The organism is Paraburkholderia sediminicola, from assembly GCF_046026895.1.
Taxonomy (GTDB): domain Bacteria; phylum Pseudomonadota; class Gammaproteobacteria; order Burkholderiales; family Burkholderiaceae; genus Paraburkholderia; species Paraburkholderia sediminicola_C.
On the sequence record NZ_JAQQEU010000083.1, the window covers coordinates 17,794 to 30,599 of the forward strand.

At 59.2% G+C, this 12,806-nt stretch carries 17 protein-coding genes; 11 read left to right on the plus strand and 6 right to left on the minus strand.

Annotated elements, in window-relative coordinates; all coding sequences use genetic code 11:
- Positions 1-23: 23 nt before the first annotated feature.
- The gene (locus PQR02_RS34000; RefSeq protein ID WP_408242070.1) at positions 24-428 is read right to left on the minus strand and encodes a helix-turn-helix domain-containing protein; all 405 of its coding nucleotides are present in this window, start codon (positions 426-428) and stop codon (positions 24-26) included.
- Positions 429-1,127: 699 nt separating this feature from the next.
- Here PQR02_RS34000 and PQR02_RS34005 point away from each other — a divergent pair.
- The 5 genes from PQR02_RS34005 to PQR02_RS34025 all read left to right on the plus strand — a co-directional run bounded on the left by PQR02_RS34005 (position 1,128) and on the right by PQR02_RS34025 (position 3,523).
- Complete coding sequence (locus PQR02_RS34005) at positions 1,128-1,376, plus strand: hypothetical protein (RefSeq protein WP_408242072.1); 249 nt, start codon at positions 1,128-1,130, stop codon at positions 1,374-1,376.
- Positions 1,377-1,547: 171 nt separating this feature from the next.
- Positions 1,548-1,949: a hypothetical protein gene (locus tag PQR02_RS34010; protein ID WP_408242074.1), complete on the plus strand. Its 402-nt coding sequence runs from the start codon at positions 1,548-1,550 to the stop codon at positions 1,947-1,949.
- A 59-nt stretch (positions 1,950-2,008) separates the two neighbouring features.
- Positions 2,009-2,623 (plus strand): hypothetical protein, encoded by a 615-nt coding sequence (locus tag PQR02_RS34015; protein ID WP_408242076.1) that lies wholly within the window; start codon positions 2,009-2,011, stop codon positions 2,621-2,623.
- A gap of 150 nt (positions 2,624-2,773) precedes the next feature.
- Positions 2,774-3,007 (plus strand): DUF2964 family protein, encoded by a 234-nt coding sequence (locus PQR02_RS34020; protein WP_408242078.1) that lies wholly within the window; start codon positions 2,774-2,776, stop codon positions 3,005-3,007.
- Between the two features lie 177 nt (positions 3,008-3,184).
- The gene (locus PQR02_RS34025) at positions 3,185-3,523 is read left to right on the plus strand and encodes a hypothetical protein (RefSeq protein WP_408242080.1); all 339 of its coding nucleotides are present in this window, start codon (positions 3,185-3,187) and stop codon (positions 3,521-3,523) included.
- A gap of 27 nt (positions 3,524-3,550) precedes the next feature.
- On the opposite strand, the gene PQR02_RS34030 is transcribed toward PQR02_RS34025, so the two are convergent.
- Entirely contained in the window at positions 3,551-3,895 is a 345-nt protein-coding gene (locus PQR02_RS34030; RefSeq protein WP_408242082.1) for a hypothetical protein, read from the minus strand.
- A 418-nt stretch (positions 3,896-4,313) separates the two neighbouring features.
- Here PQR02_RS34030 and PQR02_RS34035 point away from each other — a divergent pair, with 418 nt between their 5' ends.
- From PQR02_RS34035 to PQR02_RS34045, 3 genes are all read left to right on the plus strand, one after another.
- Positions 4,314-5,330 (plus strand): alcohol dehydrogenase, encoded by a 1,017-nt coding sequence (locus tag PQR02_RS34035; protein ID WP_408242084.1) that lies wholly within the window; start codon positions 4,314-4,316, stop codon positions 5,328-5,330.
- Between the two features lie 267 nt (positions 5,331-5,597).
- Positions 5,598-6,038: a hypothetical protein gene (locus PQR02_RS34040; protein WP_408242086.1), complete on the plus strand. Its 441-nt coding sequence runs from the start codon at positions 5,598-5,600 to the stop codon at positions 6,036-6,038.
- A gap of 179 nt (positions 6,039-6,217) precedes the next feature.
- Positions 6,218-6,511 carry a hypothetical protein gene (locus PQR02_RS34045; RefSeq protein ID WP_408242088.1) on the plus strand — a complete coding sequence of 98 codons (294 nt, stop codon included), beginning with the start codon at positions 6,218-6,220 and terminating at the stop codon, positions 6,509-6,511.
- 137 nt (positions 6,512-6,648) lie between these two features.
- Here the strand turns inward: PQR02_RS34045 and PQR02_RS34050 are convergent, their stop codons facing one another.
- Both PQR02_RS34050 and PQR02_RS34055 read right to left on the minus strand, forming a co-directional pair.
- Positions 6,649-7,392 carry a FadR/GntR family transcriptional regulator gene (locus PQR02_RS34050; protein WP_408242089.1) on the minus strand — a complete coding sequence of 248 codons (744 nt, stop codon included), beginning with the start codon at positions 7,390-7,392 and terminating at the stop codon, positions 6,649-6,651.
- A gap of 169 nt (positions 7,393-7,561) precedes the next feature.
- Positions 7,562-7,765: a hypothetical protein gene (locus PQR02_RS34055; protein WP_408242091.1), complete on the minus strand. Its 204-nt coding sequence runs from the start codon at positions 7,763-7,765 to the stop codon at positions 7,562-7,564.
- Here PQR02_RS34055 and lhpI point away from each other — a divergent pair.
- The 3 genes from lhpI (at position 7,764) to lhpH (ending at position 11,059) form a co-directional block, all read left to right on the plus strand.
- Positions 7,764-8,681 carry a bifunctional Delta(1)-pyrroline-2-carboxylate/Delta(1)-piperideine-2-carboxylate reductase gene (gene lhpI / locus PQR02_RS34060; protein ID WP_408242093.1) on the plus strand — a complete coding sequence of 306 codons (918 nt, stop codon included), beginning with the start codon at positions 7,764-7,766 and terminating at the stop codon, positions 8,679-8,681. The two genes, PQR02_RS34055 and lhpI, sit on opposite strands and share 2 nt — an antisense overlap.
- A gap of 215 nt (positions 8,682-8,896) precedes the next feature.
- Positions 8,897-10,018, plus strand: a complete 1,122-nt coding sequence (locus tag PQR02_RS34065; protein ID WP_408242095.1) for a branched-chain amino acid ABC transporter substrate-binding protein — start codon at positions 8,897-8,899, stop codon at positions 10,016-10,018.
- A 33-nt stretch (positions 10,019-10,051) separates the two neighbouring features.
- Entirely contained in the window at positions 10,052-11,059 is a 1,008-nt protein-coding gene (lhpH, locus tag PQR02_RS34070) for a trans-3-hydroxy-L-proline dehydratase (RefSeq protein ID WP_408242097.1), read from the plus strand.
- A gap of 86 nt (positions 11,060-11,145) precedes the next feature.
- Here the strand turns inward: lhpH and PQR02_RS34075 are convergent, their stop codons facing one another.
- Positions 11,146-11,766, minus strand: coding sequence for a rhomboid family intramembrane serine protease (locus PQR02_RS34075; RefSeq protein WP_408242099.1), 621 nt, complete (start codon positions 11,764-11,766; stop codon positions 11,146-11,148).
- Between the two features lie 266 nt (positions 11,767-12,032).
- Positions 12,033-12,806, minus strand: a 774-nt coding sequence (locus PQR02_RS34080) for a GGDEF domain-containing protein (protein WP_408242101.1), incomplete at its 5' end; no start/stop codon positions are given.

Consider the following 12,806-nt stretch of genomic DNA (forward strand, 5'->3'; position numbering starts at 1 on the left):
AGTGAAGCAGTGGGCCGGGCCCTTCACTTTCTCGACTTCGACAGCCGGTGTCCCAGGCCGAGATTGGTCGCAAGCTGCCACGTGTACACCCGCGAATAGCTCACGCCGAAGCGTATTTTTATCAATTCGCGCAGCCGGGCGTTGGTCCACGGATGGGTGGGAAAGCCGTGTTCGCACGCCGAGCCGTTCAGTGCGGCGGCGATCCACGCCAGCGCCGCGCCGTCGAGCGAAGAAGTACGCCCGCCGACGCTGATCTTCTGCAGCGCTTCGAGCCCGCCTTCGGCGATGACGGAGCGGTATTTCCTGACGGTGTCGGTGGACAGGTGCAGGGCTTCGGCCACCGCGGAGACCGATGCGCCTTCTATCAGCATTCGGCCCGCGTTCATCCGGCGTACGACGCTTGGCAGCTCTTCTGTTCGGGAGGGCATGTTGAACCTTCCTGGCAAGGCCGGGCACGAAAACCACGGAATGCTCGCGCATTCCCGACATGATTCATCGACGTCTCACGGCGTACGGCAAGCGCGATCGCGAGACGCCGCAAACGCATGGCGAAACGTCGTGGATGTTCAGGGTCGTCGCCAGAACCGCTTGAAGCGTCGCGCGCGGCTGGAATGACGGCGAAACCCGATTGCTGATCAAATCCGCATACCAAACTACTAATAATCGCTTTTTCCGCTCCTGGACGCTTTTATAATAAAAACAATTGCCACGCGGACTTGATTCGATAAGTCTATGACGCATTCCGGCATTCCCCGGCCGCAGCTTCGATCAACCCCGGTTAATAAATCATCGCTGGATTTACGGTGCGCCGCTCCTTGCTATTCCAATATACGTTTGCTAGCATCCCGTAACAGTTTGCAATAGTCATAACTTTGCCAGTTCAAGGTCCGCACAACGCCGAACGTGCGGCAGCCAACGTCTCTGCGAGGATCGCGTTATGGCTTGCCATCTACCCGCCCGCTGACGCTCGAACGAGCGCGGCGCGCCAAGCAGCGTGGTCCTTTGCGCCTCATTATCTAAAAGGCTCTCCTTCAGTCGCTTTAGGCTGTGGACATTGCTTTTCGCGATTTTTGCATAATGAGTATCGTGCGAGGACTGCCTTTGTCTTTTAAAAGACGGAGGTCAGTATGAACAAAGGAATTATCCGGATTGGCGGATTTTCGTTGGCGGCTGTTTGGCGGGTTTTGCCGAAAACAGATTCGCGCGATGTGAAGCCCATTACGCGAGCGGCGGCAATAAACCGCTCGGCCTTGCCCCTGCGCTCGATCTTCAGTCCGACGTCCAGGGGGCAGTCCACTGATTCGATCGCTCAATCTGACTCTGTCGGCCCGACCGGCGGGCCGCACCTTTTCCGGATGAACTTTCCGTCCTCGTGAGGCTGGACCCGTATTCCGGCTCCGCGTGTTGCCACGTGTTGATCGTGCCTCATCTTCCGCCGCCCTTCAGGAGGCAGATTTTCGCTGACCGCACCACAACGTTCGGCGAATGAAGATCATGAACTGCGCATGACCGCAGATCGTGCGCCCGTCATTCAGCGGAGAAAACGGATGGATGCCAATCTCACAGTCCGACTGATCGACACGCTGCTTTTCACGGCGAAGAACCGCGGCGTGCTTCCGTATTCGCGCTTTCACGCGCTGTTCCCTAGCGCGATGACGCTGTCAGCCCGACACGCCGTGCTCGACGAAGCGTTGCGGCACATCTGCGACGAGCATGAGGTCGACTATGGCGTCCTGTTCGCGCGCGACAACGGGCTTCCCGGCCCCGATTTCTTCAAGCGATACCGGGTGAACCGTCGCGTCGAATACGCCGCGCTGGTCGGCGATCCGCGCTACCACCACGCGACGTTCAAGCAGCAGCGGCTGATTGCAGCGGCGGAGCGCGCGCGCGTGTACGAGCACGCGGCGCGGCGCGTCGAGGATGGGATCACGCTCGCGACGTACGCTTAGCATGCCGCGACGGCTAATGATTTGAGCTTCACCAACGGTGCAATCAAAAGGAGCGTTTCATGGCTTGCTGCAAGACATCCAGGTCCGATTTGAGTCTTCTGAAGTCCGTCCCGGTAGCGCTCGCGATTCTGCTTGCTGCGGCTTGCCCCGCGGTGGCCCAGGAGGCGGCATCGGGGCCTGCGCCGCAGGTCGTCGGGGCGGCGGCACTGCTGCACGTTCAGGCGCGCGTCGTCGAAATCGATCCCGATTCGAACAGCGTCACGCTGCGCGGACCGCGCGGCAACCTTGCGGTCATCGACGTGAATCCCGCCGTGGCGGACGTGAAGAAGCTGCGCGTCGGCGACATCGTGAACATTGCCTATCAGAAGGCCATTCTGATCGGCGTGGACAAGCTCGCGACGAGCGGAATCCGCTCCCGCCTCGACACCCAGCTCACGCAGCCCGCGTCGGGCGGCGTCGTTGCGTCGGCGCGCCGTGTCGAGGTGGTGGCGACGGTGCAGAAGGTCGACCGCAAGCATCGCACGGTCACGCTGCGCGGCCCGACCCGTACCGAGACGCTCGACGTCGCCCCGGACATCTCATTGGACGACATCAAGGTGGGCAACTCGGTTCGGGCCGTGTTCGTTGTCGCCGCCGCGGCGTCCGTGTCGCGCGGCGGTGAAGAAGTCAAGTGACGACGAGGTGGGAGGCGTAAAGTGATCATGTAGCACGGCGTTTCGCGGCATGGTGATGCGGGCCCCAATCACCGTGTAGCTGATGCCTGGCGCCGTTTCCTGCAACGCGCGTCGTCGACGCGGTCATGGCGTTCGGTAAAGGAGTATCGAATGGAACAAAAACGCGTGAGATCCGCCGACGAAGAGGAACGCAGAAAAGTCATTCGCGGTAAGGTGCGCATCGGCCTTGCCGCATTCGGCACGCTGGCGGCGGTCGCTGGAATCGGTGTGGTGATTAACGGCGGCCTCTATTTCAACACGGCGAAGGTGCTGGTCGGTGTCGCCATCATTGTGGTATCGACCATCCTCTATGTCTCGATGCTTTTTGTTTCGCGTAACGACTAGGTGGAAGCATTGGCGGGCCGGAATCTGGCTGCCGGTGGTTGCAGTAAGCGAATTTGCTAGCCTCATGCCGCGTTGCGTGGCAAATTGGTTGCGGACCGATGACTTCCCGGCCGGGGAGTTTTGCATGCACGATTGGGTTGCTGCTGTCGGCATTTCTTCAACGCGACGGAGAAAAACATGACACACGCATCCGCGGCGAATACCGGTCAGCGGGCCCCTCTGTTGGAAGCGCTGCTGACTTTGGCGGAATATCTCGAGTTGTCGCTCGACGCGGGCGCAAGCCTGATCGTCATGCGTCACGCAAGCGATACCGCGACTCTCTATCTGGGAGACCCGTCGGGCCCGCGAGAGGATTTGAAGCGGCGCGGAACGGTGACGGCATCGCTTGCCAACGAAATCCTCGACGCGACTCGGGCAGGAGTGAACGTGATGGAAATCGAAGGTAGAACCTACCGATTCTTCCGCAGCTTTACGCACATGGACGAAGTGGCTGCGGTCGTGTTTTCTCCAACTTGATGGACGGGGGCTGGGTTCATGTAGTGTTCAAAGCGCGTCGTGACAGAGCGCCATCATCCTCTGAACCATTGTGCTTGCTTCGTTGAGTTCCATCTCACTGGTGAAGAGCGCATTCACGCTGGACAGCCGAACCGCCACGCCGGCCTCCAGCAGATCCTTGCTGGCGATTTTCAAAGCCAGTTGGCCGATGCGGACCCTGTCCAGCCAGTCCATCTGCACGCGATTCTTGCTCAGCCACTGACGGCAGCACTGAACAACATGGTCCACTCGCCATTCGTTGGTCAAAGCGTAGGACGCTGCCGCAATCGCGACGAGGAAACATAGCAAGTCGGGACGCGCGCTATCGCGCTCGTTGAATTCGGGTTTGTTCATGTCTGTGCGCTTGCCCGCTGCGGTTAAGCAAACCCATCACATATGGGCGAGGGTGGACGATTCAATATCGACGACGTTCGATACCGTGAAGACTCAGTTCCAGGGAGCCTGGATGAATCATTGCGACGTTACAAGCTTAACCTTACAAATCAAACGTTCTATGACCAAAGCGGGCAGCTTGCGTCCGACGCGGTCGCGTCAGGCACGCGGAATTGTCACGGTTTCCGTCCGTGAATTAATTACCTCTTGAGTCGCGACACGGGAATCAGGCGATGGCGAAGCGATGTTAAATCGTGTGCCTGACGGTGATGAGTGCCGGAGGGCCTCTGAGCGTTCATTCAATGTTGTGACTGCCGGTTGGAAGAAAAGCCCGTCCGTGCAGGTGGAAAACCCTATCGATTACAGCGAGGTGAAGTCCATGTCCAAGATGAAAGCCGTGCAGGTGGAAGCAGCGGGAGGTCCGCTGAAGCTCGTCGAACTGGATGTTCCTCAGCCGGCCGACGGTCAGGTTCGCATCAAGGTTCAGGCATGTGGAATTTGCCACAGCGATTCGTTGACCAAAGAGGGGCTATGGCCAGGCCTGCAATTTCCCCGGGTCCCCGGCCATGAAATTGCCGGCACTATCGATGCCGTAGGAACTGGCATAGAGGGATGGAGCGTCGGGCAACGAGTCGGCGTCGGCTGGCATGGCGGCCATTGCGGTCGGTGTGGCCATTGCCGCCAGGGCGATTTTGTTCTTTGCGAAAAGGCGCAGGTGCCGGGGATTAGTTACAACGGTGGTTATGCAGAGTTCGTCGTTGCTCCGGTGGAAGCGCTCGCGAGCATTCCGGATGATCTGTCCGACGCTGACGCAGCGCCACTCTTGTGCGCTGGGATTACGACCTATAACGCGTTGCGCAATAGCGGTGCGCGGGCGGGTGACGTGGTCGCGATTCTTGGTATTGGCGGCCTCGGACATCTCGGTGTGCAGTTTGCCCGGAAGATGGGCTTCAATACGGTCGCTATCGCCCGTGGACAAGACAAGGCTCCGTTGGCGAAAGAACTCGGCGCTCATCACTACATTGACAGCACAACACAGAATATTCCGGAAGAACTCGGGAAGCTGGGCGGAGCGAAGGTCATTCTCGCGACCGTCACGAGCGGCAAAGCAATGAGCGCGGCAGTTCGCGGGTTGGGTTTGAATGGCAAGATGATTATGGTGGGACTGTCGGAAGAGCCTGTCGAAGTTCCGATTGCCCAGTTCATCATGGGCCGTAATTCGGTTCAGGGGTGGCCGTCAGGAACCTCCGCCGACTCTCAGGATACCCTCGCGTTTAGCGCCCTTTGCGGAGTCAAACCCATGATCGAAGAGTTTCCACTCGAGCGTGCGGCTGAAGCGTATGACCGGATGATGAGTGGCGCGGCGCGCTTCCGGGTGGTTTTAAGGGTGACGTGACGCCGGTAGGGTTGGTTGTTGTGGCCGGCTCTGTCGACTTGCGTCATGAGCCGCTGCGTCATGATGCAGGGAGCACATAACTTGCCTTTTTAAAGTGCGAGTCTGTCCGTGCATTTCATAATCGATGCCGCGTTCCGGACTCGGTGCGAACGCTGAGTCGATGTCTTGTTTCTCCGGGAGAGGGTGTGTAGAAGGAGCGCGGCCAGTCAGGAATCCCCGCAAAACGATATATACTGTTTATACCGTATATCGGTCAGGAGATTTTCTATGAGCGACCCGATTGCCAGGAAGGCAACGAAGAAGAAGTTTCATTTCCCCAAAAGCGCCGAAGAGGGGGGAGCGAGCGAAGAAGGCGTAGAGGCTGGGGTGAGCGCAGGCTTGAAAAAACGAACTCCAGCCGCAAAAAAGGCGCCGAAGCAGCAAGCCGCTGATGTTCCTGACGCTGTGTCGGTAGGGCCTGCGGCCGAGAGCAAAGTCAAACGCACAAAGAAAGAAAAAGTAGTACGGGATAGCTTTACGATGCCGAAATCGGACTACGAGAAAATTGCGGCGTTGAAGCAGAAGTGTCTGGCGGCCGGAGTGTCGGTGAAGAAGAGCGAAATCTTGCGTGCCGGATTGCTCGTGCTCGAAGCGGCCGCGCCGAAACGTCTGTTGGCGGCAGTGACCGCGGTCGAGCAGGTAAAGACGGGACGCCCTGCTAAATCCTAAGCGTTTGACTACGGTTGTCCCGGCGTTGGGAACCGCTATTGGAGTAGCGGACCGGTGCCTGTCCAGAATAGGCCGCATCTTCGAGTACAGTCCCCAAATGGAGAATAAAAGCTTGCGCTCGCTGGCGGCGGCTTGGTGGTACTGACGGACGGCGTGACGGAAAAGCCAGTACGTCCGCGATGCCTCTGGTCGAGACGCTCGTCGCCGGACTGGCGACCTCCGTTATCTTGACCCAGCTGCAATGTCTGATCTCGTTGTTAGGTTCAGCCGTCAGTGCCTCAGCAATCTGTGCTGCGAGTGGTCCTGAAATTTCACAATTTTGTGGCGTCGAACACTGCGATGCCGTTCGACCGGTGCTTTGCGCGGCATTCGTGTGGAGCAGCTATGGCGACGGCAAGACCCTGCGCGATGCGTTGAGCAGCATCGACGACATGCGTGTCCCGGTGTGGTCGAGGCTTCGTGGCTCTGAGTGACGTGGTGGGTCACTCGTTGCAGAGGAATGTCTTCGCCCACAAGGTTCGCAGAATTACGGCCCGCTCACCGGCCTGTTGCCCGGTTCGGGGCCGTCGTCCGAATTGTTGTGGCGCCGGCTACGGGCTCAAAAAGCCGCTTATTGTGGAGCGATGTCCCGTTGGACACGGTGAATGTGTTGCTCTACGTAGAATGCCGCTGCGTCGGCATTACCGGTCACGATTGCTTCGTAAATCAGACGATGTTCGGCGACGTATAGGCGAATCCGCGTCGGGTCGTAGATGCCGTCATCCTTCAGCCGTTTCCATAGCGACTGGTCCATCGTCGCGGCAATTTCCTCTGCAATCTTCGTAAGCAACGCATCGCCGGTCATGACAGCCAGTTGCCGATGAAAGAGCCGGTCGCTGTTGTTCCACAACGCGCGTTCTTCCTCATCGGCAACATCAGTCAACGTCTCCATCTGCGAAAGATAGTGCTCCGCAAGTCGGTCCCGTTGCTTGTGCGCGGCGGCACGGCGCGCGATGGCCGGCTCGAGGATGAGCCGCACGTCGAGTGTCGCCGACGGACTGAAGTCCGAAGCCAATTCGCCTTCGCCATGCTTCTCCGATGCCGCGGAAGCCAGCAATTGGGCGGCCGTCGACGCGACATAGGTGCCCGAGTTGCGCTTGGTTGTGACCAGTCCTTCGTTTTGCAGCGCCCCGATGGCTTCACGAACGGCTGGCCGCCCGACGCCGAATAGAGATGCCAGTTCACGCTCCGACGGCAATCGGGCATCGGGCAGAAAGCGGCCGGAACGAATCTCCGCTCGGATCTTCTCCGACACCTGCTCGTAGATCTGTAGCGGGCGGAAGTTACTCTCGAATTCTAGGCGGGCGGGGGCCATGGGTAAGTCTTGGCGAGGGCGATGTGGTTCTTCAATATACCACTTTGCCGCCCGAGATATTCATGGATCGCTGGGTTGAGCCCGTCCGCGCGCGTCCTTTGTCGGCCGCCATTCCGTCAAATTGGTATCATTGTCAGCCGAAACACTTGAGTCAGTGAACCATTCAGAGCTAAGTGGTTTCAATAATGACCAATAACTGAAAGTTTGACTTGTTTCTGGTCGCCAACTGGTATAGATTTTGGTCCGCGATATCGTCCCCCGTGGACATCTGAAGTTGCGGCAATTGCAGCAGACTGGATTCATTAGCAGCCAATTGGCGCGTCCCGCCAGCATGCGCAACGGTCTTACCTTCATCATCGGCGAGCCAGAACATGACCTCTCTCAGTACCCGAAATTTCGACGCCCGAGCAACGGCTGCACTGCTGGACTATCCCTCGCTGGTGCGCGCTCTTCGGGAGAGCATCGTCGAATACGGCGCAGGACGCATCGTAAGTCCGGAGCGCATGGCCATCCCGCTGCAGGCAGGCGGTCTGATGCTGTCAATGCCGGCCAGCGCCGAAGACATCGCCATTCATAAGCTGGTGAGCGTGTGCCCGTCGAATGGCAAGCGCGAGTTGCCGACCATTCATGGTCAGGTCGTCGCGTGCGACTCGCATACAGGTGAAATGCTGTTCGTGCTCGACGGCCCGACCGTGACTGGCCGTCGGACCGCGGCCGTAACCGTGCTGGGCATCCAGACCCTGCACGGCATAGCGCCGCGCGAAATCCTCATGATTGGCACCGGCAAACAGGCGTCCAATCATGCTGAAGCGTTAGCAGCTACCTTCCCGGAAGCCCGGCTATTCGTAACGGGCACTTCGCAAGCAGCCGCGCAGGCGTTCGTGGCGCGGATGCGGGCACTGGCACCCAACCTGTCAGTCCTACATGGCGACTTGATTCCCGACAGCGTTGAAGTCGTGATCACGCTCACGACCAGCAAGTCTCCCGTTTACACACTGTCGGCCCGAGCGGGTCGTCTTGTTGTCGGCGTGGGTGCCTTTACGCCTGACGCAGCGGAAATTGGAAAGGCAACGATTGACGGCAGTTTCGTGGTCGTAGACGACCCAGTCGGCGCGAAGCATGAAGCGGGCGACCTCATCCAGGCCAACGTCGACTGGAATCAGGTTTCTCCGCTAGCGGAGGCACTGGCTGGGGAGCTGAAGTCGGCTGCGCCCATTCTGTTCAAGAGCGTCGGATGCGCTGCGTGGGACCTGGCCGCATGCCGTCTTGCCCGCGAGGCGCTCGGTTGAGCGGAGCCGTCACGCGTGTCCTCGGTGTGGTGTTCTGCGCTAGTCCGTTCGGGTTCGTTGTTTGACTCGCACGCCAACCGCCGGAGAAAAGCCATAGGGACGAGTTCGATTGGTTCTATTTAATACCAACAGCCGTTCGGTCTTTTTGAAATTAGATTGTGTTGGGACCCAACTGCGAATAATCTGGTCCTCCCTTAGTCCACTTGGAGTTCGGTATGCGCTGTCTCGCAACAACCACGGCCGCTCTGCTGGCCGCTAGCTTTGCCGTATCCGCAACCGCCCAGGTCGTCGTCACCATCGGCCATTCAGCCCCGCTTACCGGGCCCCAGGCACCGAACGGCAAGGATAACGAGAACGGCGCCCGTCTGGCCATCGACGAATTGAACAAAGGCGGCGTGACCGTGGCAGGACAAAAGGTGACGTTCAAACTGGACTCGCAAGACGACCAGGCGGACCCGAAGATTGGCGTGCAGGTTGCACAGAAGCTGGTCGACAGTGGCGTTGTCGCGGTGGTTGGGCCGTACAACTCAGGCGTCGCCATTCCCGCGTCGCGCGTTTTCAACGCCGGTGGCGTGCCTATTCTGCCGGTCGCGTCGAATCCGGCTTTGACGAAGCAGGGCTTCAAGAACATTTTCCGTATCGGCGCGAGCGACGAGCAACTCGGCGGCACGATGGGGCAGTTCGCAGCGAAGACGCTGAAGGCAAAAACGGCGGCCGTCATCGACGACCGCACCGCATATGGTCAGGGCGTCGCGGAGCAATTCATCAAGGTCGCCAAGGCAAACGGCATCCAGATCGTCGACCAGGAGTTCACCAATTCATCGGCAACCGACTTTCTTGGGATTCTCACCAGCATCAAGGCCAAGAACCCGGATGTGATTTTCTTCGGTGGATACGCAGCGCAAGGTGCGCCGATGGCCAAACAGATGCGTCAGCGCGGGCTTCGCGCCAAACTGCTGGGCGGCGACGGCATCTGCTCGGCGGACATGGGTAAGGTTGCCGGCGATGCCGCCTCCATTGTCTATTGCGCGCAGGGTGGTATCGCGCTTGAGAAGTCGGCCGCGGGCCGCGAGTTCCTGCAGAAGTACAAGACGGCCTATAACACCGACACGCAAGTCTATGCCGTCAGCTATTACGATGGCGTGAAGATGCTTGCCGATGCGATGGTGAAGGCGGGGACGACGACCGACAAGGCGAAGCTGACGGCTCAGCTCGCGAAGGAAAACTTCAAAGGTGTCGCCGGCACATACTCGTTTGACGAGTTTGGTGACCTCAAGGGTGCGCCGACCACCGTGTACGTCATCAAAAGCGGCTTGCCCGTTCCGTACGGCGAGTAAAGCATCAAACCAACCGAGTTCTTCGAAGCAAACATGAAAATTTCACGCACCATCTCGACTGTTGAAGTCCATACCGGCGGAGAAGCATTTCGCATCGTCACCAGTGGTCTGCCGCGTCTTCCTGGCGACACCATCGTCAAGCGGCGCGCATGGCTGAAGGAGAATGCCGACGACATCCGCAGAGCCTTAATGTTCGAACCGCGCGGTCATGCGGATATGTACGGTGGTTATCTGACTGAGCCGGTCAGCCCGGAGGCGGATTTCGGCATCATCTTCGTGCACAACGAAGGGTATAGCGACCATTGCGGGCACGGCGTCATTGCGTTGTCCACAGCGGCAGTCGAGCTGGGCTGGGTGCAACGCCAGGTTCCCGAGACACGCGTCGGTATCGACGCACCGTGCGGATTCATCGAGGCTTTCGTGCAGTGGGACGGTGAGCATGCGGGCAATGTTCGGTTCGTCAACGTGCCGTCGTTCATCTGGAAGAAGGACGTGACGGTTGAGACGCCGTCGTTCGGTTCAGTGACAGGTGATATTGCGTTTGGCGGTGCGTTCTATTTTTACACCGACGGCCAGCCACACGGCCTTGAAGTTCGCGAGTCGTCGGTCGAAGAACTCATCCGGTTCGGCGCGGAGGTGAAGGCGGCCGCCAACATGGCGTTTCCGGTTGAGCATCCGCATATCCCTGAAATCAACCACATCTACGGAACCATCATTGCTAATGCTCCACGGCACGCTGGTTCCACACAAGCCAACTGTTGTGTCTTCGCGGACCGCGAGGTTGACCGGTCACCAACGGGCTCTGGAACGGGTGGCCGGGTAGCGCAGCTGTATCTGCGCGGACAGTTGGGCAAGGGCGAGACGCTGGTGAACGAGTCCATTATCGGCACCGTGTTCAAAGGACGCGTTCTGAGCGAAACGACCGTAGGTGAGTTCAAGGCTGTCATCCCCGAGGTCGAAGGCAACGCTTTTGTTTGCGGCTTCGCCAACTGGATAGTGGACGAGCGGGACCCGTTGACATACGGGTTCCTCGTCCGATAAACCGATTGTCGTGGTGGTGCTCACGACGAGGTGCCAAGTCCGACGGTGTTTGCCTGGCGGCGGTGGACTATCTGGCAGTGGGCGCGTCATCGCCCGCGTGAGCGGCTGGAGGAACCGATGCGCGCCGCAAGAACACCACCCAACACGCCGCCGATATGGCTCTGCCACGACAAGCCGGGATAGAGGGGCAGCACGCCGAACAGCATGCTCAGACCGAAGCTGCTTACGACGAACAATGCGATGAGTATCGGGACGAGTTTGCGGGTGTAGTAGCCGCGGGCAACCAGGTAGCCGGCATAGCCGAATACCAGCCCGCTCGCTCCGATGTGTATCGAGTCAGGTGCACCGAATAACCACGCGCAGAGGCCCGCGCCCAGCATCGCGCCCGCGGTCGCCTCCCAGAAGTTCGAGATGCGCGGCCATAGGCACAGCCAGCCTAGAACGAGCAAGCCGCCTGTGTTGGCGGAAATGTGCCCGAGGCTCGCATGCAGCCACGGGGCAAACAGGATGCCTTGCAAGCCGCCGAGCGTTCGTGGGACGACGCCGTGCCGGGTCAGATTCAGGAAGGGCAAGGCGACCGACAGGAAGAACACCGCCCACATCGAGCCGACGAAAAGCGCGAGCAGCGCGACGCGCGCCTTGAGTCGCGCGGCAAGTGTGTGCCTGGCGGCGGGCGTGCCACCAAGCCGTATCGTCGGTTGCGGCATTGCGCGTTACTCCGGACAGTGGATGCCGCGTCGCGGGACAATTGCTTCCGCAAGGAGGTCCCTGATGTGCTTGAGCGCAGCGTTTGAGTACAGAACACTCACTTTACCGGGTAAAACAACCATTGGCATCGCAGTCGTCCGGTCAAAGCCAGACGCGAGAGAGCGTTGCAGGGCGTAGGCGCGGCTTCGCCGCTAGCGGGGCGAGAAAATTGCAGCGTCAAGATGTCCAGACTAGTCGAACCCTTCGGCCGGCTCGTGCCAGTGCATCAAGTTGCTTGCAGAGTGCGCCGGTGGAAAACATGGTTTCGTCCAAGACGTTTTGCTTCATACAACGCAGAGTCAGCAAGCGCCAGTAATTCGCTCGGGCTGATAGTTTCGGCGTCGCTCGTGTGAGCGACCCCTATACTGAGCGTCAGAGCGCCGAGCGGACTTCCTTCGTGCGCCACCGCCAGCCCTTCGATATTGGCTCGAATTCGTTCTGCCGCTTCGACTGCCACGGTATATGAGCAGCCGCCTAGCGCGACGATAAATTCTTCGCCGCCATATCGGGCAAGCAGGTCACCTTCCCGTATTGCGCGCTTGATGTTATTGCCGACATTCTTCAGACACTCGTCGCCGGCCGGATGCCCATATATGTCGTTGTACTTCTTGAAGAAGTCGACGTCGATGAACAGCACGGCCATCTCTGGAACGGCCGCAGCTCCAGGTGCCGGTTGAAAATATGCTTTGAATTCGGCGTCAAAATAGCGTCTGTTTCCAAGTCCGGTAAGGCTGTCTACATAGGCCAACTGCTTGAGCTGCTCTTCTTCTGCGCTTCGGCGATGTTCGGACAATACGTGGGCATTGATGTCCCTGACGGTGAATGCCATTGCCGCAAGTTCGTCAGTCGGTTCGGCGGGCATCGCGGCAATGAAACTGCGGACCCATATGAACGACTGGTCTCTCCGCCGTAACCGGTACTCCACTGACTCCTCCATGTGCTCCGTCGTGGCTACGGTCATCGCTTGCTTGACGCGCCACCAGTCGTCCGGGTGGACCAT